At 57.4% G+C, this 24,506-nt stretch carries 24 protein-coding genes; 20 read left to right on the top strand and 4 right to left on the bottom strand.

Features of this window, described 5'->3' with window-relative positions; all coding sequences use genetic code 11:
- The first annotated feature begins 22 nt into the window (after window positions 1-22).
- Window positions 23-1,666, top strand: coding sequence for a signal recognition particle protein (ffh, locus tag WMQ00_RS02285; protein ID WP_200288910.1), 1,644 nt, complete (start codon window positions 23-25; stop codon window positions 1,664-1,666).
- Between the two features lie 137 nt (window positions 1,667-1,803).
- Here the strand turns inward: ffh and WMQ00_RS02280 are convergent, their stop codons facing one another.
- Window positions 1,804-4,071, bottom strand: a complete 2,268-nt coding sequence (locus WMQ00_RS02280; protein WP_200288911.1) for an acyltransferase family protein — start codon at window positions 4,069-4,071, stop codon at window positions 1,804-1,806.
- 353 nt (window positions 4,072-4,424) lie between these two features.
- On the opposite strand from WMQ00_RS02280, the gene rpsP reads away from it, so the two are divergent.
- Window positions 4,425-4,940 carry a 30S ribosomal protein S16 gene (gene rpsP, locus WMQ00_RS02275; RefSeq protein WP_005325261.1) on the top strand — a complete coding sequence of 172 codons (516 nt, stop codon included), beginning with the start codon at window positions 4,425-4,427 and terminating at the stop codon, window positions 4,938-4,940.
- A gap of 226 nt (window positions 4,941-5,166) precedes the next feature.
- Here rpsP and WMQ00_RS02270 read toward each other — a convergent pair whose 3' ends face one another.
- Together WMQ00_RS02270 and WMQ00_RS02265 are read right to left on the bottom strand one after the other, a co-directional pair.
- Window positions 5,167-5,853 carry a TetR/AcrR family transcriptional regulator gene (locus tag WMQ00_RS02270; RefSeq protein ID WP_234288180.1) on the bottom strand — a complete coding sequence of 229 codons (687 nt, stop codon included), beginning with the start codon at window positions 5,851-5,853 and terminating at the stop codon, window positions 5,167-5,169.
- Between the two features lie 38 nt (window positions 5,854-5,891).
- Window positions 5,892-6,296 carry a cupin domain-containing protein gene (locus WMQ00_RS02265; RefSeq protein ID WP_200288913.1) on the bottom strand — a complete coding sequence of 135 codons (405 nt, stop codon included), beginning with the start codon at window positions 6,294-6,296 and terminating at the stop codon, window positions 5,892-5,894.
- 104 nt (window positions 6,297-6,400) lie between these two features.
- On the opposite strand from WMQ00_RS02265, the gene rimM reads away from it, so the two are divergent.
- From rimM to WMQ00_RS02200, 13 genes are all read left to right on the top strand, one after another.
- Window positions 6,401-6,898, top strand: coding sequence for a ribosome maturation factor RimM (rimM, locus tag WMQ00_RS02260; protein WP_200288914.1), 498 nt, complete (start codon window positions 6,401-6,403; stop codon window positions 6,896-6,898).
- On the top strand, window positions 6,895-7,767 hold the full coding sequence (gene trmD, locus WMQ00_RS02255) for a tRNA (guanosine(37)-N1)-methyltransferase TrmD (protein ID WP_239207563.1): 873 nt from the start codon (window positions 6,895-6,897) through the stop codon (window positions 7,765-7,767). The genes rimM and trmD overlap by 4 nt, the downstream gene beginning before the upstream one ends.
- Window positions 7,768-8,261: 494 nt before the next feature.
- Window positions 8,262-8,891: a hypothetical protein gene (locus WMQ00_RS02250; RefSeq protein ID WP_340440627.1), complete on the top strand. Its 630-nt coding sequence runs from the start codon at window positions 8,262-8,264 to the stop codon at window positions 8,889-8,891.
- Between the two features lie 145 nt (window positions 8,892-9,036).
- Complete coding sequence (locus tag WMQ00_RS02245) at window positions 9,037-11,370, top strand: Tex family protein (RefSeq protein ID WP_340440626.1); 2,334 nt, start codon at window positions 9,037-9,039, stop codon at window positions 11,368-11,370.
- Window positions 11,371-11,733: 363 nt separating this feature from the next.
- A complete protein-coding gene (gene rplS, locus WMQ00_RS02240) occupies window positions 11,734-12,078 on the top strand; it encodes a 50S ribosomal protein L19 (protein ID WP_005325245.1) in 345 nt (114 codons plus the stop codon).
- A gap of 185 nt (window positions 12,079-12,263) precedes the next feature.
- Window positions 12,264-13,067, top strand: coding sequence for a signal peptidase I (gene lepB / locus WMQ00_RS02235; RefSeq protein ID WP_023021292.1), 804 nt, complete (start codon window positions 12,264-12,266; stop codon window positions 13,065-13,067).
- Window positions 13,045-13,782, top strand: coding sequence for a signal peptidase I (lepB, locus tag WMQ00_RS02230; protein ID WP_200288918.1), 738 nt, complete (start codon window positions 13,045-13,047; stop codon window positions 13,780-13,782). The genes lepB (WMQ00_RS02235) and lepB (WMQ00_RS02230) overlap by 23 nt, the downstream gene beginning before the upstream one ends.
- Window positions 13,769-14,410, top strand: coding sequence for a ribonuclease HII (locus WMQ00_RS02225; protein WP_200288919.1), 642 nt, complete (start codon window positions 13,769-13,771; stop codon window positions 14,408-14,410). The genes lepB (WMQ00_RS02230) and WMQ00_RS02225 overlap by 14 nt, the downstream gene beginning before the upstream one ends.
- Window positions 14,411-14,472: 62 nt before the next feature.
- The gene (locus WMQ00_RS02220) at window positions 14,473-14,778 is read left to right on the top strand and encodes a DUF2469 domain-containing protein (RefSeq protein ID WP_005325239.1); all 306 of its coding nucleotides are present in this window, start codon (window positions 14,473-14,475) and stop codon (window positions 14,776-14,778) included.
- Between the two features lie 172 nt (window positions 14,779-14,950).
- Window positions 14,951-15,349 (top strand): YraN family protein, encoded by a 399-nt coding sequence (locus WMQ00_RS02215; protein WP_200288920.1) that lies wholly within the window; start codon window positions 14,951-14,953, stop codon window positions 15,347-15,349.
- Window positions 15,336-16,898, top strand: a complete 1,563-nt coding sequence (locus tag WMQ00_RS02210; protein WP_200288921.1) for a YifB family Mg chelatase-like AAA ATPase — start codon at window positions 15,336-15,338, stop codon at window positions 16,896-16,898. The genes WMQ00_RS02215 and WMQ00_RS02210 overlap by 14 nt, the downstream gene beginning before the upstream one ends.
- Window positions 16,895-18,076 carry a DNA-processing protein DprA gene (dprA, locus tag WMQ00_RS02205; protein WP_340440625.1) on the top strand — a complete coding sequence of 394 codons (1,182 nt, stop codon included), beginning with the start codon at window positions 16,895-16,897 and terminating at the stop codon, window positions 18,074-18,076. Before WMQ00_RS02210 ends, dprA begins: the two co-directional genes overlap by 4 nt.
- Window positions 18,077-18,111: 35 nt before the next feature.
- Window positions 18,112-19,029 (top strand): tyrosine recombinase XerC, encoded by a 918-nt coding sequence (locus WMQ00_RS02200; protein ID WP_340440624.1) that lies wholly within the window; start codon window positions 18,112-18,114, stop codon window positions 19,027-19,029.
- Here WMQ00_RS02200 and WMQ00_RS02195 read toward each other — a convergent pair.
- Complete coding sequence (locus tag WMQ00_RS02195) at window positions 19,026-19,550, bottom strand: M23 family metallopeptidase (protein WP_340440623.1); 525 nt, start codon at window positions 19,548-19,550, stop codon at window positions 19,026-19,028. The two genes, WMQ00_RS02200 and WMQ00_RS02195, sit on opposite strands and share 4 nt — an antisense overlap.
- A gap of 378 nt (window positions 19,551-19,928) precedes the next feature.
- Here WMQ00_RS02195 and rpsB point away from each other — a divergent pair, with 378 nt between their 5' ends.
- The 5 genes from rpsB to WMQ00_RS02170 all read left to right on the top strand — a co-directional run bounded on the left by rpsB (window position 19,929) and on the right by WMQ00_RS02170 (window position 24,489).
- Complete coding sequence (gene rpsB / locus WMQ00_RS02190) at window positions 19,929-20,762, top strand: 30S ribosomal protein S2 (RefSeq protein ID WP_005325233.1); 834 nt, start codon at window positions 19,929-19,931, stop codon at window positions 20,760-20,762.
- 300 nt (window positions 20,763-21,062) lie between these two features.
- Window positions 21,063-21,875 (top strand): translation elongation factor Ts, encoded by an 813-nt coding sequence (gene tsf / locus WMQ00_RS02185; protein ID WP_023021300.1) that lies wholly within the window; start codon window positions 21,063-21,065, stop codon window positions 21,873-21,875.
- A 268-nt stretch (window positions 21,876-22,143) separates the two neighbouring features.
- Complete coding sequence (gene pyrH / locus WMQ00_RS02180) at window positions 22,144-22,830, top strand: UMP kinase (RefSeq protein ID WP_023027755.1); 687 nt, start codon at window positions 22,144-22,146, stop codon at window positions 22,828-22,830.
- 71 nt (window positions 22,831-22,901) lie between these two features.
- Window positions 22,902-23,459 (top strand): ribosome recycling factor, encoded by a 558-nt coding sequence (frr, locus tag WMQ00_RS02175; protein ID WP_023021301.1) that lies wholly within the window; start codon window positions 22,902-22,904, stop codon window positions 23,457-23,459.
- A gap of 151 nt (window positions 23,460-23,610) precedes the next feature.
- A complete protein-coding gene (locus WMQ00_RS02170; RefSeq protein WP_340440622.1) occupies window positions 23,611-24,489 on the top strand; it encodes a phosphatidate cytidylyltransferase in 879 nt (292 codons plus the stop codon).
- The last annotated feature ends 17 nt before the right edge of the window (window positions 24,490-24,506 follow it).

Here is a 24,506-nt window from a genome sequence, read left to right as displayed (position 1 = left end):
AAATTAAGGGAGCGCATCCGTAGTGTTTGACTCACTATCAGACCGCCTACAGTCAGCCCTGGCGGGCCTGCGCGGTAAGGGCAAACTGACCGAGGCTGACATTAATGCCACCGCCCGCGAGATCCGCCTCGCGCTGCTGGAAGCTGACGTGTCTTTGACCGTCGTCCGTGGCTTTATCAAGCGCATCAAGGAACGTGCCCGTGGCGCGGAAGTCTCTGAGGCGCTCAACCCAGCCCAACAGGTAGTCAAGATCGTCAATGAAGAGCTCATTGAGATCCTCGGCGGTGAAACTCGCCGCCTGAACCTAGCGAAGAACCCGCCGACAGTGATCATGCTCGCCGGTTTGCAGGGTGCCGGTAAGACCACGTTGGCCGGCAAGCTGGCCAAGCACCTGGCCAAGCAAGGGCATACCCCGATGCTGGTGGCTTGTGACTTGCAGCGCCCGGGTGCGGTGCAGCAGCTACAGATCGTCGGCGAGCGCGCCGAGGTGCCGACCTTCGCGCCAGATCCGGGTACCTCCCTGGACTCCAATGAGCATGAAATGGGTACCTCCCACGGTGATCCGGTGGACGTCGCCAAGCGCGGTATTGCTGAGGCCAAACAGAAACAGCACGATGTGGTCATCATCGATACCGCCGGCCGCTTGGGCATTGATGAGACACTGATGACGCAGGCGCGCAATATCCGCGATGCCGTGAACCCAGACGAAGTCCTCTTTGTCATCGACTCCATGATCGGCCAAGATGCCGTGCAGACTGCCGAGGCTTTCCGCGATGGCGTGGACTTTACCGGTGTGGTTCTCACCAAGTTGGACGGTGACGCCCGCGGTGGCGCGGCCCTGTCTATTCGTGAGGTCACCGGCAAGCCCATTATGTATGCCTCTACCGGTGAGAAGCTCGATGATTTCGATGTCTTCCACCCCGAGCGCATGTCCAGCCGCATTTTGGGCATGGGTGACTTGCTTTCCCTCATCGAGCAGGCCGAGGCCACCTTGGATCATCAGAAGGCCGAGGAGGCCGCCTCCAAGCTTGGTTCTGGCGAGCTGACGCTGAATGACTTCCTTGAGCAGATGCTGATGATCCGCAAGATGGGGCCCATCGGCAACCTGCTGAAGATGATGCCCGGCGGCAAGCAGATGAATGAGATGGCTGCCATGGTGGATGAAAAGCAGCTGGACCGCATCCAGGCCATCATCCGTGGTATGACTCCGCAGGAGCGTGAGAATCCGAAGATCCTCAATGCTTCGCGCCGCAAGCGTATTGCTAATGGCTCTGGCGTGAGCGTTTCTGAGGTCAACCAGCTCATCGAGCGCTTCAACCAAGCTAAGAAGATGATGTCTAAGATGGCTGGCCAATTCGGCATGGGTGGTATGGGTGGCCGCTCTGCTACCAAGAAGAAGCCGAAGGGCCGCAAGGGTAAAAACGGCAAGCGCAAGAAGGGCAAGGGCGGCGGTGGAAACCGCGGCCCGAAGATGCCGGGCGGAATGCCGGGCATGGGCGGAATGCCAGGTGGTGGCGGCATGCCGTCCATGGAAGAACTGCAAAAACTCCAGCAGCAAATGGGCGGCGGCGGTGGCATGCCGGGAATGCCGGGCATGCCAAAGATGCCGAAGGGAATGGAAAATATTGATCTCAACAACTTGGACTTTGGCAAGGGCAAAAAATAGTCTGCCTCAGTCTTAAGACATAGCAAAGGAGGCTCCCACGTTATTGTGGGAGCCTCCTTCGTTCTATGCAGGCAGTTGGGTGCCTTATCCCCAGCGCCCGTGCTCGTAGGCGTTGGCGCGTGTTCGCGCGCTATGGCCTAGACGGCGTCGTCGCGCACAGTGTTGGGGTAGGGGACTGGGTTGGCATGTGGCTTGCCGGCGTCGGTAGGTGCGGCGGGTGCCGGCTCCACAGCTGCTGCGGCCTGCTCCGGGGGGATATCAGGGGCTTGCTGTTGGACCTTTTCCCCGTTGAGGAATGGCTTCAGGGCCTCGCGAATCATGGGCATAGCCGATTCCGCGAAGGCATTGGTGATGTGGTGCATGTCGCGGTAGACCATCGTATTGCCGATGATGACTGGGCAGTCACCATTGTCATCGCAGAACCACGGGGCGGTATCTACCGAGAGCATATTCTGGTACTTCGAGAGCACTACTGCACCGGGGTCATAGGGCTGGTAGACCTGCTCAAAGCGCATGCCGCAACCATAGGCATCTTCGGTGGCTACATAGCACTCATCGAACTCGCGCGGACGGCCTTCCTCATCGAAGCCCCACGGGTTATCGCGGAAGCCCAAGAAGGGGATATCGCGCTCGGCTAATTCATCCCAAAATGCCTGGTATCCAGCGGGAACAGCATCGGGGCCCGTGCCGTACTCATTTTGCGGGCGCGTGGTATTTGAAATCACCAAGGCTGGGTTTGCTTCTTCGATGCGATCCATCACTAGTTTGCCCCATTCGGCGCACTCAGGGGTCACGGTGACATCGTCACCCAGCTCGATGGGGCAACCTTGGCGTAGCAACGGAACCAATTTAAAGCCCATTTCTTTGCCCAGGCGGTCAAGCGCGGAAGAATACTGTTCCGCGTGGGAGCCGCCAACCAAATAGACTTCCTTTTCTGCGTTTGTGTCACCGAAAATGCACGGAGTTTTGCCGTCTTTGCGGGTTTCGAAGAAGAAATCAGCGGGCTGGCTATCCGGAACAAAGCACCAATTAGCAGCCACTGGTGGCTGGATGCCGCCGGCCAGAATTGGGTCAGGCTTAATCTCTACATTATCCGGTGGGGTGAGGTGATTGATGAACGTCGTCGCACCGGGGTAGAGGGAAGGATTCAGAAGTTCTGCGTCGGCATCATCAAGCGTGCGCATCCACAGCGGCTGAATGGCCAGAAGGCCGACAACGGCCGCAGCAACCACGACACCACCGACGCCGCGAGCAGCGCCTGCCGGCTTCCGCAATGTCGATAGGCCCTTGCGTACCGGCAGATCCTCGGCGGTGGGGCGCTTGCGATGCTGGCGCAGTGGCCGCTCCAAAAAGCGGTGCGTGAGGTCCGCCAGCACCAGTGAAATGGCGATAATGATAACGCCCAGCCACCACGATGGGGTTTCTTGACCCAAATAAGAGGTGGACAGGATAAGCAGAGGCCAGTGCCATAGGTAGAGCGGATAGGCTACATCGCCCAGCCAGCGGGCCTGTTTGGAGGCCATGGCCTTGGAAATCTTGCCACCGCCACCCAAGATGATGAGCACGGCGCCGCCCAGCGGCAAGAGCGAAAGCGGGCCAGGATACGCGGTGGTATCGGCGATGATGGCACCGGTAAAGATGAGCATCACAAGGCCCAAACCCGTAAAGAGGTCATAAAGGCGGGGCGGAATCTTCCAGGCGGAACCGTAGATGGCTAGGACAGCACCCAAGGTCAACTCCCAAGCGCGTGACCAGGTGGAGTAGTAGTTCTCCGGGGTGCCGTAGAGGCCGTGGCGTGAAGCATAGGCGAAGGAGGCAATGGTGGCCACAATGAGGATCGGGCCCGCAATCTGGTTGACTGTGGGGAAGCTGCGCTTGCCCAGTGGTTGGTGCTTCGGCCGGAACTTCATGATGGCTGCCAAGATGGTCGCAAAGGCAATGCCCATGATGTAGAACTGGCCCTGTACGGCCATGGACCACATGTGCTGCAGCGGGGAGGTATCCGCTGCGGCCGCCGTGTAGTCGGCGTTTTGTTCCGCTAGCTCCCAGTTCTGGTAGTACAGCATGGTGGCTGTGATCTGCTGGGTGAGCTCGGTGCGCATGAGCTGTGGGGTGAAAATGCGCACCAGAATGTAGGTCACGCCAATGACCAAAACTAAGCTGGGTACCAAACGTCGCAGGGTGCGCCAGATGGGCCACCAAGGGTTTAAAGAAGCGTTGGGCTTGCTGGCGTAGCGCAGCTGGGAGCCCAAGAAGAAGTAGCCGGATAGCAGCAAGAATACGTCCACGCCGCCGGAGACGCGTCCAACGAAGACGTGGTAGATAACTACTAGGCCGATGGCAATACCGCGAAGACCATCAAGGTCATAGCGGTACCGGAAATTTCGCGGTGATTCTTTAGTCATAAACTGTCTTTTCGTGCGTCAACGCCTTTACAGTGAGGCAGAAGGCGCGCCATACATATGAAACCAAATGTCTATATTCGGCCCTTAAGGCTACTCTGCTTTAGTATCGATGGCATAACGAACCTGCGTGAGTGGCGTCGTGATTTTTAAAATTGCAGATACTCGCGCTAAAATACTTCAGGTTATCTACTCGGATACTCCGGGCTAGGTAGTCCACAGAACGTAATATTCTGCGTAGCACCGTTCCCGTCTACGGTCGGCCGGTATGTCACACGCAGATTAAATCCAAGGGTTGAACCGGCGCACTACCTGGTGCGCGTCTGTACTGCCCAGTGACTAGAAAAGGAGCCGTCATGGCTGTCAAGATTAAGCTGCAGCGTTTGGGCAAGGTCCGCGCTGCTGAGTACCGCGTTGTTATTGCTGATGCCCGCACCCGTCGTAACGGCAAGGTAATCGAGAACATTGGTATCTACCACCCGAAGGAAGAGCCTTCCCTCATCCAGATCGATTCTGAGCGTGCGCAGCACTGGCTGTCCGTCGGCGCACAGCCAACCGAGCCGGTTCTTGCTCTGTTGAAGGTCACCGGTGACTGGCAGAAGCACAAGGGCCTGCCTGGTGCAGAAGGCACCCTGAAGGTTGCTGAGGAGAAGAAGTCCAAGCTGGAGATCTTCAACGAGGCACTGGCTGAGGCTAACAACGGTCCAACCATCGAGGCCATCACCGAAAAGAAGAAGAAGGCCAAGGAAGAGGCTGAGAAGAAGGCCGCTGAGGAAGCTGCTGCTGCAGAGGCTGCCGCTGCTGCTGCCGGCGAAGCTGATGCCGAGGCCGAGGAGAAGGCTGAGGAAGCTTCCGAGGAGTCTGCAGAGTAATCTGCCTTCCTTTGCTAAACGCGCAGCGCTTCTAACTTCGGGCCCTGCCTACACCACTGTGCAAGTTGTGTAGGCGGGGCCTTTGTGTTGTGTGGATGAAATCAACCGGCCCAAAGAGATGACCGCGCACGCATGTCCTTGGTGGAGGTGCGTGCGCGGTCATTTTTAGAAAAGGTACGTTGAAACCCTGCAAGCTACAACGGGTGGGGGAGGGTGAATGTTTCCCTTAGCTCTGTGGCTTGTAGTCGGCATAGCGACTGTAGACATTAGACGGATCTTTAAAGTCCATGCCACGCAGGCCGCCGGCAACAACCGGAGCAAAAAGTTCTAGGATTTGCTCGCGTGGTAGCTGTGACATGGGGCCGTTGACGGCAAGAACGGTAAAGCCATGGATGGTAGACCATGCCAAAAGGGCGTTCTGCATGAAATATGTGGGGTCAGTAGTATTGTCCAAAGCTTGCGCGTGGCGGGCGAGAAGGGCGAAGAAATCGCGAATCTGCTGAAGGTGATCCATCTTCGGATCATCTTCGGTGTGTGGATCCACACCGAGCATGAAGCGCAGCGCCTTCCATTCCAACATGCAACGGAAGAAATTGGTCTCATCCAAGGCAAACTCGAGGTAAGCGTAACCGATTTGCACCAAGTGCTCTGGAAAATCCAAGTGCCCGGCAGCTTTAGTAGTCTCATGCAGGCGCCGGACCAGTTCGTCGGTGGCAAGCTCTGCTACCTTATCGTGTAGTTCTTCTTGATCCTTGAAGTGGCGGTAGGCGGAGGTAGGGGATACTCCGGCTTCGCGGGTAACGGCACGGACCGTGATGGCATTGGGGCCGCTTCGCTTGCCTAGCTGGACTGCGATGCGGAGCAGCTCATCGTGGAGGTTTCCATGATGGTAAGGCTTATTATGCGATTCCATGAGAGTCATTTTATCACCGAAACTTATGTTCCTATAAACTATTTTGTCAGCATAGTGAGCAACAAAATTGCGGGGGTAGAGGTACCGGAATCCGCAGCTGCAGCCTCGACTTTATGCACCTCATATGCAGGAAGATGCACGATCGTGCCCGGCGTAAGGGTGACGGTTTCTTCACCATAGGTGAAGTTGAGCTGCCCGCGGAGCGTCTGCACGGTAATGGGATGAGCGGCCTTGTGGTCCGGTAGGGACTGTCCTGGTGCAAAGCTAAAGAGAATGAGATTAGCGCCATCGGTGCTCAAGACGCGCTGTACGCCTGGGCGGGGCCGCTGCGGATCCGTATCCGGTGCGATATCGAGCAAATTAAGTGTAGTCATAGCGGAAGCAGTGCCCAGATGGGAAGCCGTGCCAAAAGTATCCGGGGAATTGGTAGGTAAATCGCTCATGTGCCTACTTTAACGACAATGAGCCCCAAAAACTGGAACTTTTTCGAAGTAGCTGAAAACCCATCACTGACAAGGGAAAAGGCTCGTGCTGTAGAATTTCCGCTATGGAATTGATGATTGGTCGCGTGATTAAATCGCACGGCGTGAAGGGTGAAGTAGTAATCGAGGCCACTACTGACGAACCGGAGGTGCGCTTTGCGGTGGGGGAAGCGCTCCATGGCACGCAGGGCAAAAAAGAGCACACGCTAACTATCAAGGCAGTCCGCACTCACAAGGGAAGGCTGCTCGTTACCTTCGAAGAAGTAAAAGACCGCAATGTGGCGGATAGCCTGCGCGGCACGAAGTTTTTCGCCGCGCCGCTCGATAGCGATGATGGCGGTTTTTATGACCATGAGCTGGAAGGACTACGCGTACTTCTGGCGGGCAAAAACATTGGTGAGGTTACGTCGGTCATCCACGGTGGAAGCCAAGATTTGCTAGAGGTAAATCTCGACACTGGCAAGGAAGCACTCATTCCTTTCGTGCATGCCATTGTTCCTGACGTGGACCTTGCAGCAGGGACGTGCACCATTGACCCGCCGGAAGGATTGCTGGACCTATGAGGCTTGATGTTGTCACCATCTTTCCGGAGTACTTGGAGCCGTTGCGGCATGCACTTTTAGGAAAAGCCATTGAACAAGGTCGCCTTGAAGTAGGCGTACATGATCTGCGGCAGTGGGCGACTGATGCGCATAAGTCTGTCGATGATTCGCCGGTCGGCGGCGGCCCTGGCATGGTTATGAAGCCGGAAGTATGGGGGCCGGCACTCGATAGTGTTGCTGCTCAGGAAAGTGCACCGAACCTAGAATCGGCCCTTCCGCACTTGAACCGTCCCCGCCACGATGAGCTTGAAGGAGTAGAGGCGCACGCCTATGCGGTTGACGCCCAGCCCGAGGAGGATAGTGACCTCCCACTGCTCATTGTGCCTACCCCAACGGGACAGCCGTTTAGTCAAGCGGATGCGCGTGCGTGGTCGACTGAGGAGCATATCGTCTTTGCTTGCGGGCGTTATGAGGGAATCGATCAGCGCGTGGTGGATGATGCCGCGCGTCGCTACCGCGTCCGCGAGGTATCCATCGGTGATTATGTGTTGATCGGTGGGGAAGTAGCGACGTTGGTAATTGCAGAGGCCGTCGTGCGACTCATTCCAGGCGTGCTGGGCAATAAGCGCTCCCATGAAGAGGATTCCTTTTCTGATGGTCTCTTGGAGGGCCCGAGCTATACCAAGCCGCGAGAGTGGCGGGGTCTGGCCGTACCGGACGTTTTGACCTCGGGAAACCACGCCTTGGTGGATAAGTGGCGGCGCGAACAAGCATTATTGCGCACTTGGCAGCGCCGTCCCGAGCTGCTGGAAGTAGCCGAGCTAGACAAGGATGATAGGGCTTTCATTGCGCAGTTGGAGCAGGAAGCTAAGGCTAAGGGTGAAGGCTAATGGAGGTTAGTGCTGATCTTTCCGTGCTTCTAGGAACTCGAGAGAATGAGGATTGCCTCGCAGGACTGCCTGACAGGCTACGTGCTCAGGGCTTTCATCCAGCTAGCATTTTCGTCATTCAGGTAGCGGAGTCATGCCCGGAGAGCAGCCCTTTAGCGCAGGAATACCGTTTCAGGTTTGGTCAGCGACCGCAGGGAATTCCGGTGTGGCGGCTTATAGTTAACGGTGAGACCGCACACCCCTTAGCCACCGTGGCCCCCACTGTGGCGGAATGTTTGCCCCCGGAAGCGCTGTGGTTGGGGAGCGCGGAAATCGGTTTTACAGAGATGGGGCTTGGTACCCCAGCGGTATGGCGAGCGGAAGCTGCGCAATAGGCGCCGACGAGAAAATTAATCGCCGCATTTTCACGCTAAATCTGCAGCGCTTAGGCCGTTTGGGGTTATAGTAAGGGGACATTCCCTCCAAACTTCTATTCCCAAGGTGGTCCCTAAACCATGACGGCTCCCAATAGCAATAATTACGGTGGATTTAACCAGCAGCCGCCCCAGTACAACCAACAGTATTATCCCCAGCAGAACAATGACGGCGTCAGCGGTGCCACGATCGCTGCGATTATCGCAGCCATTGTGGCGGTAATCGCGGTGGCTGCCATGGTCATTATGTTCGTGACCAATAACAAGAGTGACTCTACGGATAGCGCTGCAGGGGATAGCCAATTCCAGCAGGCGGATGCGAATAGCGGATCCGGAGCTGGGTCGGGGTCCGGCAAGAAGTCCGGTTCCTCCAAGGATTCTGCAGAGGATGAGGACTCCAGCCCGGTCACGGTGACCGAGACCAAGGAAGCCCCGGCACCAGCACCGGCACAGGCTGGTTCCGCTGGCTCCAGCAATGGACATTCCTGGGGTGATTACCCTAACTATTATGCGACTGGCCCGACTTCCAGTCCTTTTGCTCGCAACGTCTACACCACTTTTATGAATAACTGGGTTGCGGGTGGCGGCACTAACGTCACCTTGAGCGTCCATTCGCCGACCACCGGTGGTACCTACACCATGTACTGCTCCGGTAGCTCCGCCCGGGTTACTTGCACCGGCGGCGATAACGCCCGCGTGGTTATCCACTAAGCACGCGCCGCACCTTCCTCCTTTCCTTGCTGGAAAGGAGGTTTTTGCGTTGAGAGGGGCGTCGGCAAGCGAAGGCGGTGAAGGGGCAGTGCGGTAAATTGGGTGGGTCTAATCCCAAACCTCGAGAAAAGAGTGAGGAGACCACGTGAATATTGCGGCAACCATCGCCGCCGAGCTCAACGTGAAGGAAACACAGATTTCCACCGCGTTGCAGCTCCTTACGGAGGGCAATACCGTGCCTTTTATTGCTCGCTACCGCAAGGAGGCCACCGGCGGGCTGGATGACTCCCAGCTGCGCACTATTGAGGAGCGCGCGAATTACCTGAAGGAATTGCAGGAGCGTAAGGAGACCATCCTTGCGGCGATTGAGGAGCAGGGCAAGCTTAGCGACGCCCTGAAGAAACAAATCCTTGCCTGCGAAACCAAGGCGCGCCTGGAGGACCTGTACCTGCCGTATAAGAAGCGCCGTAAAACTAAGGCGGATATTGCCCGCGAGGCCGGCCTAGAAGAGCTGACCGATAAGCTCATCGCGGATCCTCACGCCACCCCAGAAGATCTAGCGCAGGCCTTCCTTTGCGAGGGCTTTGAAGATACAAAGAAAGCCCTCGACGGTGCCCGCGCCATCCTGGTGGATCGCTTCGCACTGGACGCTGACCTGGTGGGTGAGGTGCGAGAGCGCATGTTTACTGAAGGCGTTATGGGCGCGCACGTCATTGAGAGCAAGGAAGCAGAAGGGGCGAAGTTTAAGGATTACTTCTCCTTCAACGAGTCTTTCCACACATTGCCCTCGCACCGCATTTTGGCGCTCCTGCGGGGCGAGAATGAAGGCGTATTGCAATTGCAGCTTGATGCTGGCGATGACGCGGACTATGAGGACGTTATTGCCTCCCGCTTTGAACTGGATCGCTCCTCCAAGTGGCTTGCTGACGCCGTCCATTGGGGCTGGCGCACCAAGCTTTATATTTCCTCCAGCCTGGATGTACGTATGCGCCTGAAAGAAGTGGCAGAGGAAGGTGCGCTCAAGATTTTTGCCACCAATTTGCGGGACGTGCTACTTGCTGCGCCGGCAGGTCAGCGTGCCACCATCGGACTGGATCCGGGATACCGCAATGGCGTCAAGTGTGCGGTTGTGGACAAAACCGGCAAAGTGCTCGATACCACTATTGTCTACCCGCACCAGCCGCAGAATCAGTGGAGCCAGGCGCTACAGACCTTGTCTACCTTGTGCGCCAAGCATTCGGTGGACCTTATGGCCATCGGAAATGGTACTGCCTCCCGTGAGACCGAGAAGCTCGCCCAGGAGATTGCGGACCTCATCAAACAGGCCGGAGGCCAGCGTCCCACGCCCGTCGTAGTCTCAGAGTCCGGCGCTTCGGTGTATTCTGCCTCGCAGCTGGCGGCGGAGGAATTCCCCGATATGGATGTCTCGCTGCGTGGTGCAGTCTCCATCGCTCGTCGTTTGCAGGATCCTCTGGCGGAGCTGGTAAAGATCGATCCGAAGGCTATTGGGGTGGGGCAGTATCAGCACGATGTTAACCAGACCGCGCTCGCTCGCACCCTTGATGGTGTGGTGGAAAGTGCCGTGAACGGCGTGGGCGTAGATCTCAACACTGCTTCCGTCCCGCTGCTGGAGCGGGTGGCTGGAGTTAATTCCACCATCGCTGCCAATATTGTGGCCTATCGCAATGAAAACGGGTCCTTTGCTTCCCGCAAGGAACTGAAGAAGGTGCCGCGTCTCGGACCTAAGGCGTTTGAGCAGTCAGCCGGCTTTCTTCGCATCAATGGCGGCACCGATCCGTTGGATGCCTCCGCCGTGCACCCTGAGGCTTATCCGGTGGTCTCCCGCATTGCGGAAAAGACCGGTCTGGGCATTTCCGAGCTTATTGGCAATACGCGCGTACTTTCCAAGCTTGTGCCAACAGATTTTGCAGATGAGACCTTTGGTATCCCTACGGTGACCGATATCATCGCTGAGCTGGATAAACCCGGCCGCGACCCGCGTCCGGAATTTAAGACCGCAACCTTCAAAGAGGGGGTACATAAGGTCTCCGATCTCACCCCGGGAATGATCCTTGAGGGCACAGTTACCAACGTGGCGGCCTTTGGCGCTTTTGTGGACGTTGGAGTACATCAGGACGGCCTCGTCCATGTTTCTGCCATGAGCCACAAGTTCGTCTCTGATCCGCACGAGGTCGTGCGCTCTGGCCAAGTGGTCAAGGTAAAAGTCATGGAGGTCGACGTCGAGCGGCAGCGCATCGGCTTGTCTTTGCGCCTCGATGATGAACCGGGGCAGCAGGCTCCCAAGCGCCGTGGCGATGCGCAACATGCCGCAAACTCTGCCGCCAGGGGAGAAGGGAAGCGCTCCGGACACAAATCCGGGCGCGGTTCCCGGGGTGGCTCGCGCGGCCGCACTGGCGGTCGAGGTGGCTCCGGCGGTGGTGGCGCCATGGCCGATGCCCTGAAGAAGGCAGGCTTCTAACCGCCGTGGTCTAGTGTTTTGCCTGCTGCTTTAGCTCCCATCGTTGCGTACGGTGGGAGCTTTTGCAGTCCGGAGGGAGGATTCTGCCACGATGTTGTCGGAACCATGATGCGGGCGAGGTGGAACCCATCCAATCACCTGCGCAAACTTCACCTAGCGGTGGTGGGGGCGGCCGCTTAGCAGTTTCCCTCCTAAGCTGCGGCGGCGTAGCTTGGGCGGGGGAGAGAAAGAAGTGCCGGGAAGGAAATTTGGTTCCTGCAGGTACATATGGAAAAATAGGGGGCCGTTCTATGTAACGGGCACGAACCGGTTAGGCTTAGCGCCGCTAGGGTCCTCTGTCCCAAACTGAAAAGGAATATTGGCATGTCCAACATTATTGACAAGGTCGATGCAGCACAGCTGCGCGACGATATCCCGTCCTTTCGCCCAGGCGATACCCTCGACGTTAACGTAAAGGTTATCGAGGGTAACAACGAGCGTGCACAGCTGTTCAAGGGCATCTGCATCCGTCGTCAGGGTTCCGGCATCCGTGAGACCTTCACCGTCCGTAAGGTCTCCTTCGGTATCGGCGTTGAGCGTACCTTCCCGGTTCACTCCCCGAACCTGGAGTCCATCAAGGTCTCCCGCCGCGGCCGCGTTCGCCGTGCGAAGCTGTACTACCTGCGCGATCTGCGCGGTAAGAAGGCTCGCATCAAGGAGCGTCGCTAGTATTAGTGCGCTGCGCGCCACCATCCCCCTTGCACCCTTGTGGGTGCAAGGGGGATTTTTGTGCCTATTGCCAGCTATTTCCTGGTGTCAGCCGGCAGGCTTTAACCGGATAATTGCCTGTGAATTCTCCAGCCGCGAGGGGGATAAGGCGGGAACCGGGACGTGGGGTTGCTAGGATTTAGCGCGTGAATAAAGACAGCATCTCGCAGGAACAGTCGCCTGAAGGTGAGGGGGCCAACCCCGTAGAGGGGAACGCTTCCCCGCAAGGCGAAGGGGCAACCAAGAAAAAAGACATGCCGTGGCTGCTGGAAACCCTTCTGGTCGTGGCAACGGTCCTTGTTATCGTGGGCCTTTTCCAGAACTTTATCGGACGGCAGTATGTGATCCCTTCCGGCTCGATGGAGCCGACACTGCATGGCTGCGAGGGCTGTACGAATGACCGTATCTTTACGGAAAAGATCTCCTATTACGGCGATGGAGAGCCAGAACCAGGCGATGTTGTCGTCTTCAAAGGCACCGAGGACTGGAATTCCAGCTATGTCTCGCCGCGCTCGTCCAACCCGGTAATCCACGGGGTGCAGGATGCATTGAGCTTTGTATCCTTGGCGCCGCCCGATGAAAATACCCTGGTTAAGCGCGTGATTGCTACCGGTGGGCAGACAGTGTCTTGCCAGGAGGGCGATCCTGCAGTCATGGTTGATGGCAAGCCCATCGAGCAAGACTACGTGCAAGACCCGCCAACGTACCCGGTAGATAAGTCGACAGGCTCGGAAGCTTGTGGAGGCCCGTACTTTGGTCCCGTGGAAGTACCGGAGGGCAATATCTGGGTCATGGGTGATAATCGCACGGCCTCGGCAGATTCTCGCTATCACATGACCGATAAATTCCACGGCACAGTACCGGTGGAAAATGTCCGCGGCAAGGTGAAGTTCGTCTTCTGGCCGTTTACCCGCATCGGTGGCATCGATGACCCGGACATCCAGGAATAAACCTTCTTCCCAACGCCTGCGCACCCGGGATTTTTTCTTCCCCGTGGTGGCAGGTTTTGTCCTGCTGGTGCTCTTACAAGCATTGGTGGGACGGATGTATGTCATTCCTTCTGCGTCGATGGAACCTACCCTGCATGGTTGTCCCGGCTGCGAAAACGATCGCATCGCAGTGCAGAAGGTCAGCTATTACTTCACAGACCCACAACCTGGGGAGGTGGTTGTCTTCGAAGGGCCGGAGTCGTGGAATAACGAGTTTCAGGTCACACGCTCGCGCAATATTATTGTGCGAGGTGCGCAGAATGCTTTGGCGGCAGTTGGGCTTTTGCCCAACGGGGAAAATATCCTCGTCAAGCGGGTAATTGCTACCGGCGGACAAACGGTGAGCTGTGAGGCTGGTGATCCTTCGGTGATGGTGGATGGTCAGCCGATTGATCAATCATTCGTGCTTGATCCACCGGAGATTCCCGTAGACCCCGGTGTTGGCTCCCAGGAGTGTGGCGGCGAGTACTTTGGCCCCGTCACCGTCCCGGAGGGGCATCTCTGGGTAATGGGAGATAATCGCACCAACTCCCTCGATTCGCGTGCGCACTTGGGCGATAACCTACAAGGCACCGTGCCAGTGGACAATATTCGCGGCCGAGTTGAGGCTGTCATCTTGCCTCTGTCGCGGTGGGGTGGGGTGGAACACCCAGAGATTTCGCATGCGGCGGCTTAAGCAACGACGCACCTATGAGCTGGCGTTGAGCAAGGCTGGGCTCGGGCCGGTGGCTGGAGTGGATGAGGCCGGGCGCGGCGCGTGTTGCGGGCCAATCACCATCGCGGCCTGCATTATGCCTAATCGCCCGATCAAGGAGCTGGCGGAGCTTAGCGATTCCAAAAAACTGACTCCCCGGCAGCGCGAGCGGCTCTTTCCACTCATTAAGGACAAGGCTGTGGACTGGTCTGTGGTGCACATTAGCGCGGGGGACATCGATAAGCGCGGCATCCAGCACGCTAATATTTCCGGTATGCGCAGGGCGGTAGCACGCCTGGATATCCGCCCAGGCTATGTGCTTAGCGACGCCCTCTTTATCCCCGGCCTTACCCAACCCCAGCTGCCCATCATCGGCGGCGATGCAGCCGCGCGGTGTATCGCCGCGGCAAGTGTCTTGGCAAAAGTGAGTCGCGACCACCTGATGCGCGACCTTGATGCGCGCTATCCCGGCTATGAATTGGCCAAGCACAAAGGCTATGGGACTAAGGCACACGAGGCTGCAATTTCGGCGCTGGGAGCGTGCCCGGAACACCGGATGAGCTATGACAATGTCCGCCGCGCTCATGCGGAGTTCGCCGCGCGTGCCTAGCTAGAATCTAGCCTCCTGCGCGCTAAGCTTAAGCGAGCTAACCCACAACCTGGAGGTCCACCGTGAGTGCAGAGGAACTCGATAACTACGAGGCTGAGGTAGAGCTGTCCCTCTACCGCGAGTACCGAGACGTTGTCAGTCAGTTTTCCTATGTCGTTGAAACTGAGCGGCGCTTTTACCTGGCTAATGCGGTAGAGCTCATTCCGCATACCTCTGGACCTGATGTGTACTACGAGGTGCGCATGTCCGATGCTTGGGTATGGGATATGTACCGCTCCGCCCGCTTTGTGCGCTATGTTCGCGTCATTACCTACAAGGACGTCAATATCGAAGAGCTGGATAAGCCGGAATTCATGATGCCGGAGTAATTTTGTCAACTCGGCACTACAAGCGTTGTGCCCTGCCTGTGGATAACAGTGCCTCGAACCCTAGTTATCCACAGCCGGGGCACTTTCCGTTTTGTACACCTTGTGCACCCCATGCTAGCTGCGGTGTTCTGTGCAGGCCGATGAATTTCACGACGCACAAGGATAAACTGCAATGCAATTTAGTTCAGAACACCACCTAGCCACGAAGAAGCCTCGCCATAAGCAAGTCTTAGGGAAAAGGGGAGAGGCCTTCGCCGCGCGCTACCTCCGTGAACGCGGGGCCGAAATTATTGCCGCTAATGTCTCTTATAGGGTAGGAGAAATTGACCTCATCGCGCGCGAGGCGGACGGAACCATCGTCTTTGTTGAGGTTAAAACGCGTGCCACTGCCAGCTTCGGGGTGGCAGAAGCCGTAACCCCGCAGAAGCTAGCGCGCCTTCGCAAGGCTGCAGCGCAGTGGCTCGATGGAAAGCCACTGTCTTCGGTGCGATTCGACGTTATAACGTTGTTGGAGCGCGGGCAGGGATTTGCGCTAGAACACTTCAAAGGGGTTGAAGATGGCTCTAGGTAATTGCTTGACGATGTCCCTCAACGGAGTTCTAGCACAGTTAGTCGATGTAGAAGCGAACGTTGGCCACGGCCTGCCAGGGATGCATGTTGTGGGTCAGACGGATACCGCGATCTCTGAATCGCGGGATAGGATCAAGACTGCAGCCTTTAACTCCCACCTTCCTTGGCCCAAGACCAAAGTGGTCGTCTCGATGTCTCCAGCGTCGCTTCCCAAATCCGGTTCCCACTTTGACTTACCCATAGCGCTCGCGATCCTGGCGGCGCAGGCAGAAGGTGACTTTCCGCGCTTTGGCAATTCGCCTTCGCCCGCGAGGCGGCTGCAGCGCACCTTGGTTTTGGGAGAGCTCGGTCTCGACGGATCCGTTCGGCCCGTCGCAGGTATTATTCCGGCCCTTCTAGCCGCAAGGGAGCAGGGAATATCAACTCTTATCGTGCCGCCGGGTAACGCAGCCGAGGCAACCTTGGTGCCGGATTTGGACGTACTCGTCGCAGCATCTTTGAAAGAGGCTTTTAGCTGGGCGTGCGGAAACCGCGGGTTACCGCAGGCGGCGAGTTTTTCTGGCTCGCTCGAAGCTGCGCCTGCAGCCACGATGCGCTTGGACTTTTGCGATATCGCGAGCCAAGCTAATGCAAAATGGGCCGCCGAGGTTGCTGCGGCCGGTGGGCACCACCTTATGATGATTGGCCCTCCCGGGGCGGGAAAGTCCATGATTGCCTCCCGTCTGCCCACCATCCTGCCTACACTTACCCCGGATCAGCAGGTAGAGACCACCGCGATTCATTCGCTTACCGGAACGCCAGGTGAGGTCATTGAGCATGCTCCGTTTATCGCCCCGCATGCCTCGGTTACTCGGGCCGCGCTGCTGGGTGGCGGATCCGGGCATCCGCGCCCAGGAGCGGTAAGCCTGGCTCACAATGGTGTGCTCTTCCTCGACGAGGTCAGCGAGGTTGCCGCACCGGTACTCGATGGCCTGCGTGCCCCGTTGGAAGAAGGGCAAGTACGGCTTGCGCGCTCGCGCCGAGAAGTTATCTATCCTGCTCGCTTCCAACTGGTCATGGCAGCAAACCCGTGTAGGTGCTCGGCAGAAGATCCTTCGCAGTGCAGGTGTAACCCCCACGAGCGCATGAACTATCTGTCCAACCTCTCCGGTCCGCTCCGGGACCGTCTAGATATGGTGGTCACCTTAAGTGGGCAGGCGGCGACGATTAACGCGGAGGGCGAAGAAGACTCCGCAGTCATTGCCGAGCGAGTTGCCGCTGCCCGCGAGCGTGCCGCTGCGCGGTGGTGGGCGGATGGCATTTCCGCGCGGACCAATGGCGAGGTCCCTTCGTCCTACTTGCGCCGAAAGCGGCCGGCTGCGGATGCTGCAATGGTGATGTTGTCCGCCTACCTGGCGGAAGGCGACATTTCCCAGCGCGGGGTGGACCGTGTGCTCAGGCTTTCGTGGACCCTAGCTGATTTAGCAGGGAAGATGCAGCCGGACTTGGATGAGGTGGGACGCGCACTCGACCTGCGTGGCTCCATCAACGTGGGAAGGCTCGCGGCATGAGCGAATTAGATCTCTCCACCCCTTATGCCACCTGGGTATACCTCAACCGCGTGGTAGAAGGCCCTTCCGCTGCTTTGCAGGCCCTGCTTACGCAGTATCCGGCTGAGGAAATCGCCCATGGAATTTACCATCGTGCCGATTGGACAGGACCGCTGCTTGCGCGCACGGCCTCCCGTTATGATTGGCTGCGTCAAGCGGAGGATATGGCAGCAGCCGAACGCGTTGGGGCTCGGCTCATCACGGCAGAAAGCCCAGAGTGGCCAACGGAGGAGTTTGATTCCGCATTCGGCTTCTATCAAAACAGCGGGGAAGCCCCAGCTACCTTTGATGACCAAGCACTGCCGCCGCACAGCCTCTGGGTGCGTGGCGCCCCTGTGAAACAGGAGGTTGCTCAGGCTGTAGCGATTGTTGGCACTCGCGCCATTTCTCGCTATGGCTGGCAGGCAACCCAAAACGTAGTGTCCGGATTGGTCCAACACGAATGGACTCCTATATCAGGCGGCGCCCTAGGCGTTGATACCGTGGCGCATGAAACTGCTTTGCACAACAACGGGCACACGGTAGCTATAGCAGCGTGCGGCATCGATAGGGACTATCCGGCTCGCAATGCCAACCTATTTGCCAAGATCGCGGATAACGGGTGCGTTATTTCTGAATTCGCACCGGAAACCGCACCGAAGCGACACCGGTTCCTAACGCGCAATCGTTTAGTAGCAGCACTCAGTCACGGCACCGTAGTTATGGAGGCGGCTTTTCGATCCGGCGCACTTAATACTCTCAACTGGGCAGAAGCGCTAGGACGCGTGGCCATGGCTGTACCGGGGCCGATAACCACTAGCGGCTCGCTGGGCTGTCACCAGCGCATTCAGGAAGGCCGTGCACAGTTGGTCACCAGCGCCGATGAAATTCGCGCCTTAGTCAGCCGCGCCGGGGAAGTAGATCCAGGTGCACAATATGAAATCAATTTTGCGGCAACAATGACACAACGTCTCTCCCGCAATGAGTTGCGAGTCTTTGATGCAACACCGCCGCCAGGCCAAGAAAAAGCTACGGCAGAGGACATTGCCCGCGACGCCGGATTTCGTCTGCCGTTGACAGTTCACCTTTTATTGGCGTTAGAGAAGATGTGTGTCGTTGTCCGCCACGGCAATACCTGGGCGCGCCGGGAAACGGAATAGATCGCCCCAGCGAAAGGCGAGTACACTGCTGTGACATGAGTGAAGATGGAGTTTCCGCGAAGGCGCCGGATATTCAAGGGCAGATGGCTGAGGCTATCGAGGATTTCGTGGATTTCCAACTGCACGTGAAAGGCCGTGCGGAGGCAACGGTACGTGGGTATCGCTCAGATCTGCGCGACCTTGCTCGCAGCGTTCCTACCTTTGCGGAATTTAACCTCAACAGCCTGCGCCAATGGCTGGCAGAGGCCGTAGCGGAAGGAAAGTCGCGCTCCACCTTGGCGCGGCGCACCGCAGCGGTCAAAGGATTTTCCACTTGGGCAGTGCGCGAAGGGCACCTCGAGCGAGATGTAGCCGCACGGCTGGTCACGCCCAAGGTGGGCCGTCACCTACCGACGGTTCTATCCCCCGAGCAGGCCGGTGAGCTCATGGGCAATGCGGTTTCTGCAGACGAAGCTCACTTCCTGCGCGATAGTGCCATCTTGGAGTTGCTGTATGCCTCCGGGATGCGCGTGGCGGAGCTGGTGCGCCTAGACCTGAGCGATATTGATTTTCATCGCGGCACCTTGCACGTAACCGGTAAGGGAGATAAGCAGCGCGTGGTGCCTTTTGGTCATGCGGCGGACGACGCCTTGCGGCAGTGGATAGAAAAGGGCCGTGGACAACTCGCTGAGGAAGGAACTAAAGCCGTATTCGTAGGCAGCAGGGGAGGGCGCATTGACCAGCGCCAGGTGCGGCGCATTGTGGATAGGGCCGCCAAAGTTAGCGGTGCACAAGGGCTTACCCCGCACGGAGTGCGGCACTCGGCTGCCACCCACCTCCTAGAAGGCGGGGCAGATTTGCGGGTTGTGCAAGAACTATTGGGGCATTCCTCGCTTAATACCACGCAGATCTATACCCACGTATCTGCGCAAAGATTGCAACGCGTATATAACCAGGCGCATCCTCGAGCTTAAAGTGGCTTGAGGCGTATCACTGGCATATCCAGCAAGGTTAAAGGATCAATATAGGTATCTTTTGCAATGAGGGCGCCCCAGTGCAGGCCGGGATAGCCATCGACGGGATTGCCCAAGCGGCCAATGACTTGTCCTTCGCGAACCTCTTGGCCTTGTTTTACGGTGCCGTGTACGGGCTGATAAGTCGTCCTTACCCCGTCTGCATGGGTGATGGAAACGACCGGTTTTCCTGCCACCGTGCCGACAAACGCGACAACGCCATCTTCAGCGGCTACCACCGGAGAACCCACGGCAAGGGCCATGTCTACACCGCGGTGGCCGGGACTCCACTTTTGTTCGGGAGCTTCAAACCCGCGCAAAACCCGCGCCGGGTTTGGCTTACCCGAGGCAGGATCAACGTAGGCCGTGGCCGGTGGGCAGCACAGTAGTAGTAGGAGGGAAGAAACGACGAGGAAGGCAGTGGTGGTGAAGGTGGGGCGTCGGAAAGCGGGCTTTGAAAAAGACACAGCAAAATGGCTCATGGGAAAAGCATTAACCAGAGGTGAGCTGTCAGAAAGCCCTTGCCTGTGGGGCTGTGGATTACGAGTAGCGGATGGTCCAATTGGGGTGAATGTGGCGCATGATGCTTAGCAGCTTCGACCCTAGTGTGAATAAGTTGTATTCGGTTTGGAAAAACCAGCGTAGAGGGATTATTCTTTGAGACAGCAGTGTGTCCACCGTGTGGAGGCATTGACTACGCGCGGCGAAGTTGTCGCTTCCTGCTGGAAGGAAGAGACAGCCTGGCGGCTGACGTGGTCCTTGGAAACAAGGTGTCAGCGGGGCCTTCGTTGCTAGGGTGCGGAATAAAACACCGCACAATTGGAAAACCGAAAGACAAGATAAAAGAAAGCGAGCGAATCATGGCAGTTGTAACCATGCGCGAGCTCCTCGACGCTGGTGTGCACTTTGGCCACCAGACCCGTCGCTGGAATCCGAAGATGCGTCGTTTCATCTTCACTGACCGTAACGGCATCTACATCATCGACCTGCAGCAGACGCTGACCTACATTGACGAGGCTTATGAGTTCGTCAAGGAAACCGTTGCACACGGCGGCACCATCCTGTTCGTTGGTACCAAGAAGCAGGCTCAGGAAGCAGTTGCTGAGGAAGCAACCCGCGTCGGTATGCCTTACGTAAACCACCGCTGGTTGGGCGGCATGCTCACCAACTTCCAGACCGTGTCCAAGCGTCTGAAGCGCATGAAGGAGCTTCAGGCTATGGACGAGCGTGAGGACGGCTACAAAGGCCGCACCAAGAAGGAAGTTCTCATGCTCAACCGTGAGCGCGCCAAGCTCGAGCGCGTTCTGGGCGGCATCTCCGATATGGCTAAGACCCCGTCCGCTCTGTGGATTGTTGATACCAACAAGGAGCACATCGCGGTCAAGGAAGCTCACAAGCTGAACATCCCAGTTGTTGCCATCTTGGACACCAACTGCGACCCGGACGACGTTGACTTCCCGATTCCGGGCAACGACGACGCCATCCGTTCCACCAAGCTGCTTTCTGGCATCGTTGCTTCCGCTGTAGAGGAAGGCAAGAAGGCTCGTGAGGAGCGTCAGCTGGCTGCAGCCAAGGAAGCTGCCGGCGACTCTGCTGAAAAGGAAAAGCGTGACGCTGAGGCGGCTGCCGCAGCTTCCGATCCGGCTTCCGCAGAAAAGTCTGAGGAAGCATCCGCAGACAAGGCCGAGAAGTAATCGTACTTTCTTGGTAGGAACCTTCCTTACCTGCTTTTAACTGAATACCCCACGCACTTTTGGTGTGGGGCAGCAAGGGAGTAATACCTGCCCAAGGCTGTTTACCAACCCCCGCCACCGTGCTCAAACGGCGGCGGGGGTTGGTTTTATCTATGCTGGGTGCTGCTGAAGCCAGCTCCACCTTCATGCATAGGTGAGAAAAGGGGTGGTTTCTGCCACCCTAAAGCGGCGCGATTTCACCGCGTCGACTACGCTGTTTGAACGAACACTGTTTGATTTTCAAGGAGGATCGCCCCAACTATGGCGAACTACACTGCTGCAGACGTCAAGGCACTGCGCGAAGCTACCGGCTCCGGCATGCTCGATTGCAAGAAGGCTCTGGAAGAGTCCAACGGCGACTACGATAAGGCCGTTGAGTACCTGCGCATCAAGGGCGCTAAGAACGTCTCCAAGCGCGCTGACCGCGAGGCAACCGAAGGCCTGATTGCTGTTTCTGGCAACACTATGGTCGAGATCAACTGTGAGACCGACTTCGTTGCTAAGAACGAGGCTTTCAAGACCTTCGCAGCCAAGATTGCTGACGCTGCCGCTGAGGCCAAGGCAAACTCCGCAGACGAACTCAACAACATTGAGATCGACGGCAAGAAGGTTTCCGAGGTAGTGGACGAGGAGTCCGCTAAGACCGGTGAGAAGCTGCAGGCACGCCGTGCAGTTACGGTAGAGGGCGACAACATTGCCGTTTACCTGCACCAGCGTTCCGCTGATCTGCCGCCGGCAGTGGGCGTTCTGGTTTCCTACGAGGGCAACGAGGAAGGCGCTCACGCTGCAGCCCTGCAGATTGCTGCAATGAACGCTGAGTACCTCACCCGTGAGGACGTTCCTGCAGAGATCGTCGAAAAGGAGCGCGAGATCGCTGAGGCCACTACTCGTGAGGAGGGCAAGCCGGAGGCAGCCCTGCCGAAGATCGTGGAAGGCCGCCTGAACGGCTTCTTCAAGTCCATCGTTCTGCTGGAGCAGGCTTCCTTGTCTGATAACAAGAAGACCGTAAAGCAGGTTGCGGAAGAGGCTGGCACCACCATCACTGGCTTCGTTCGCTACGAGGTTGGCGCTTAAGCACGCTCTCGCTTTTAAAACCTAGCCCACAAAGGACCGTCCTTTGTGGGCTTTGTTGTGCGCTAATGGGGTGACCGGCGCGAGGTTCTCTCTTCTCTAGGTGCCTTTTTGATGCCTAGCTTAAACCCACCGGGCTGCATCGGCAGGTGGTGTGAGGATGCGAAAGATATATGGGTAAGATGGGGCGGAGATTGAAACTGCCCCGCGTTAAGGAGACGAAGTAGGCGTGACTGCTGCAGATATTAAGCGAACCGGATATAAGCGAGTAATGCTGAAGCTGGGCGGTGAGATGTTCGGCGGCGGTAAGGTCGGTATCGATCCGGATGTGGTTGAAAACGTTGCCCGCCAAATCGCCGAGGTCTCCCGCCAAGGAATCGAGATTGCAGTGGTGATTGGCGGCGGAAACTTCTTCCGCGGCGCGGAGCTATCCCAGCGCGGTATGGACCGGGCACGCTCGGACTACATGGGCATGCTCGGCACGGTAATGAATTCCCTTGCACTGCAGGATTTCCTCAAGCAGCAAGGTGTTGATTGCCGCGTACAGACCTCCATCAACATGGCGCAGATTGCTGAGCCGTACCTGCCGCTGCGTGCGGACCGCCATTTGGAAAAGGGCCGCGTAGTTATCTTCGGCGCTGGCATGGGTATGCCGTACTTCTCCACGGATACCACCGCCGCGCAGCGCGCCTTGGAAATTGGCGCCGAGGTTCTGTTCCTGGCTAAGGCAGTCGACGGCGTCTACTCGGATGACCCGCGCACCAATCCGGATGCAGAGTTGTACTCCGAAATTACCCCGCGTGAGGTCATTGAAAAGGGCCTAAAGGTGGCAGATGCAACGGCCTTTAGCCTGTGCATGGACAATGATATGCCGATTTTGGTCTTTAACCTGCTGGAGGAGGGCAATATTGCCCGCGCAGCTGGCGGTGAAGTTATCGGCACGCTGGTGCAGTCCTAATACTGTAGCGGCTGCGAACCTGCTACCTTTTTATACAGCCACCCCTATTCGTTTAAGGATGATTTAGCCTCATGATCGATGAGATTCAGCTCGAAGCAGAAGAGCACATGACCGCTTCCGTCGAGCACACCCGCGAGCAGCTGGTGACCATTCGTACCGGCCGCGCGAACCCCGCCATGTTCAACGGCTTGGTAGCCGAATACTACGGTGTTCCCACCCCGATTACCCAAATGGCTACCATATCCGTACCAGAGCCGCGCATGCTGCTCATCAAGCCTTATGAGCAGTCCATGATCCATGAGATTGAAAATTCCATCCGCAACTCGGATTTGGGCGTCAATCCCACCAACGATGGTCAGGTTCTGCGCGTGACTGTCCCGCAGTTGACGGAGGAACGCCGTAAAGAAATGGTGAAGCTGGCTAAGAGCAAGGGTGAGGATGGCAAGATCGCTATCCGTAATATTCGCCGCAAGGCCATGGAGCAGTTGAAGAAGCTGCAAAAGGACGGCGATGCCGGCGAGGACGAAGTCATCGCAGCAGAAAAGGAAATGGAAAAGATTACCTCCGGCTACATCGAGCAGGTAGACAGCTTGGTAGAGAATAAGGAAAACGAGCTGATGGAGGTCTAGGACCTCCGCTTTGTTGCCGCCGTGCCTGTCTCCTCGGCCGGCGGCGCTTTTTCTGTTCCAAGGCCCGCCGCTCCCACAAACGGGGCAGAGCCGGCGGAACTGAGCATGTTAGCCGGGGAATCACACAAGACAGCGAAAGGAGCCGGTCACGGTGAGTGACGCCATAAACCGCCGATTGCCACAGCCAAAGAATGGTGCAGGCCGCGACTTGCCGGCCGCTATCGGTGTTGGCGTGGGGCTCGGCGCTCTTGTGGTGCTTGCCGTGTGGGCTGGTCCGCTGGCTTGGTATGCGGTCGTAGCGCTTGCAGTAGGCGTTGCGATGTGGGAGGTCCTCAGCCGCCTGCGGGAGCATTCCTACTATGTTCCGCGTACGCTGCTTATTATTCTGGGCCAAGCCATGGTGTGGATCTCATGGCCCCTGGGTGCGCCAGGCCTGGTAGCGGTCTATGTCACTGCGGTGCTGGCACTTATGTTTGGCCGCCTTTTCCATAATGGCCGTCATCGTCCGCCTATCAACTACCTGCGTGATATGTCCGTCGGTATTTTTGTGCTGACGTGGATTCCCCTTTTTGCCACCTTCGCAGCTATGTTGTCGCTAGTGTCGACTCCATTTTCTAGTGGGGCTGCCTCCATCGTCGTCTTTATGCTGTGCGTTGTGGCTTCCGATACCGGCGGATATGTCGCGGGCGTGATGTTTGGCTCCCACCCAATGGCCCCCGCAGTAAGCCCGAGAAAGTCCTGGGAGGGGTTTTGCGGGTCCATCATCTTCGGCGTGGTGACCGGAGCGCTCACAGTGAAGCTTTTGCTTCATCACGATGCCTGGGTGGGTGGCCTGATGGGGCTCGGTCTAGTTATCTGTGCCACCTTGGGAGACTTGGTGGAATCCCAATTTAAGCGCGAGCTAGGTATTAAGGATATGTCGGCCTTGCTTCCTGGCCACGGCGGCCTCATGGACCGTTTGGATGGCATGCTACCTTCTGCCATGGTCACCTGGGTAGCGATTAGCTTCCTGTCTACGTTTACACCATAGGAACATCAGACAAACAA

Origin of the sequence: Corynebacterium sp. KPL2825, from assembly GCF_037908445.1 — a bacterium.
GTDB classification, from domain to species: domain Bacteria; phylum Actinomycetota; class Actinomycetes; order Mycobacteriales; family Mycobacteriaceae; genus Corynebacterium; species Corynebacterium kefirresidentii.
This window is presented reverse-complemented; position numbering and strand designations above follow the sequence as displayed.

Bases quoted from the DNA above. Each gene is read 5' to 3' on its own strand.
- frr (WP_023021301.1), top strand. From the start codon at position 22,902: ATGATCGATGAGATTCAGCTCGAAGCAGAAGAGCACATGACCGCTTCC.
- trmD (WP_239207563.1), top strand. From the start codon at position 6,895: ATGAGGCTTGATGTTGTCACCATCTTTCCGGAGTACTTGGAGCCGTTG.
- rplS (WP_005325245.1), top strand. From the start codon at position 11,734: ATGTCCAACATTATTGACAAGGTCGATGCAGCACAGCTGCGCGACGAT.
- WMQ00_RS02215 (WP_200288920.1), top strand. From the start codon at position 14,951: ATGCAATTTAGTTCAGAACACCACCTAGCCACGAAGAAGCCTCGCCAT.
- pyrH (WP_023027755.1), top strand. From the start codon at position 22,144: ATGCTGAAGCTGGGCGGTGAGATGTTCGGCGGCGGTAAGGTCGGTATC.
- WMQ00_RS02265 (WP_200288913.1), bottom strand. From the start codon at position 6,296: ATGAGCGATTTACCTACCAATTCCCCGGATACTTTTGGCACGGCTTCC.
- WMQ00_RS02270 (WP_234288180.1), bottom strand. From the start codon at position 5,853: ATGGAATCGCATAATAAGCCTTACCATCATGGAAACCTCCACGATGAG.
- lepB (WP_200288918.1), top strand. From the start codon at position 13,045: ATGACCCGGACATCCAGGAATAAACCTTCTTCCCAACGCCTGCGCACC.
- rpsP (WP_005325261.1), top strand. From the start codon at position 4,425: ATGGCTGTCAAGATTAAGCTGCAGCGTTTGGGCAAGGTCCGCGCTGCT.
- WMQ00_RS02210 (WP_200288921.1), top strand. From the start codon at position 15,336: ATGGCTCTAGGTAATTGCTTGACGATGTCCCTCAACGGAGTTCTAGCA.
- WMQ00_RS02250 (WP_340440627.1), top strand. From the start codon at position 8,262: ATGACGGCTCCCAATAGCAATAATTACGGTGGATTTAACCAGCAGCCG.
- WMQ00_RS02200 (WP_340440624.1), top strand. From the start codon at position 18,112: ATGAGTGAAGATGGAGTTTCCGCGAAGGCGCCGGATATTCAAGGGCAG.
- WMQ00_RS02280 (WP_200288911.1), bottom strand. From the start codon at position 4,071: ATGACTAAAGAATCACCGCGAAATTTCCGGTACCGCTATGACCTTGAT.
- tsf (WP_023021300.1), top strand. From the start codon at position 21,063: ATGGCGAACTACACTGCTGCAGACGTCAAGGCACTGCGCGAAGCTACC.
- dprA (WP_340440625.1), top strand. From the start codon at position 16,895: ATGAGCGAATTAGATCTCTCCACCCCTTATGCCACCTGGGTATACCTC.
- WMQ00_RS02225 (WP_200288919.1), top strand. From the start codon at position 13,769: ATGCGGCGGCTTAAGCAACGACGCACCTATGAGCTGGCGTTGAGCAAG.
- rimM (WP_200288914.1), top strand. From the start codon at position 6,401: ATGGAATTGATGATTGGTCGCGTGATTAAATCGCACGGCGTGAAGGGT.
- rpsB (WP_005325233.1), top strand. From the start codon at position 19,929: ATGGCAGTTGTAACCATGCGCGAGCTCCTCGACGCTGGTGTGCACTTT.
- WMQ00_RS02195 (WP_340440623.1), bottom strand. From the start codon at position 19,550: ATGAGCCATTTTGCTGTGTCTTTTTCAAAGCCCGCTTTCCGACGCCCC.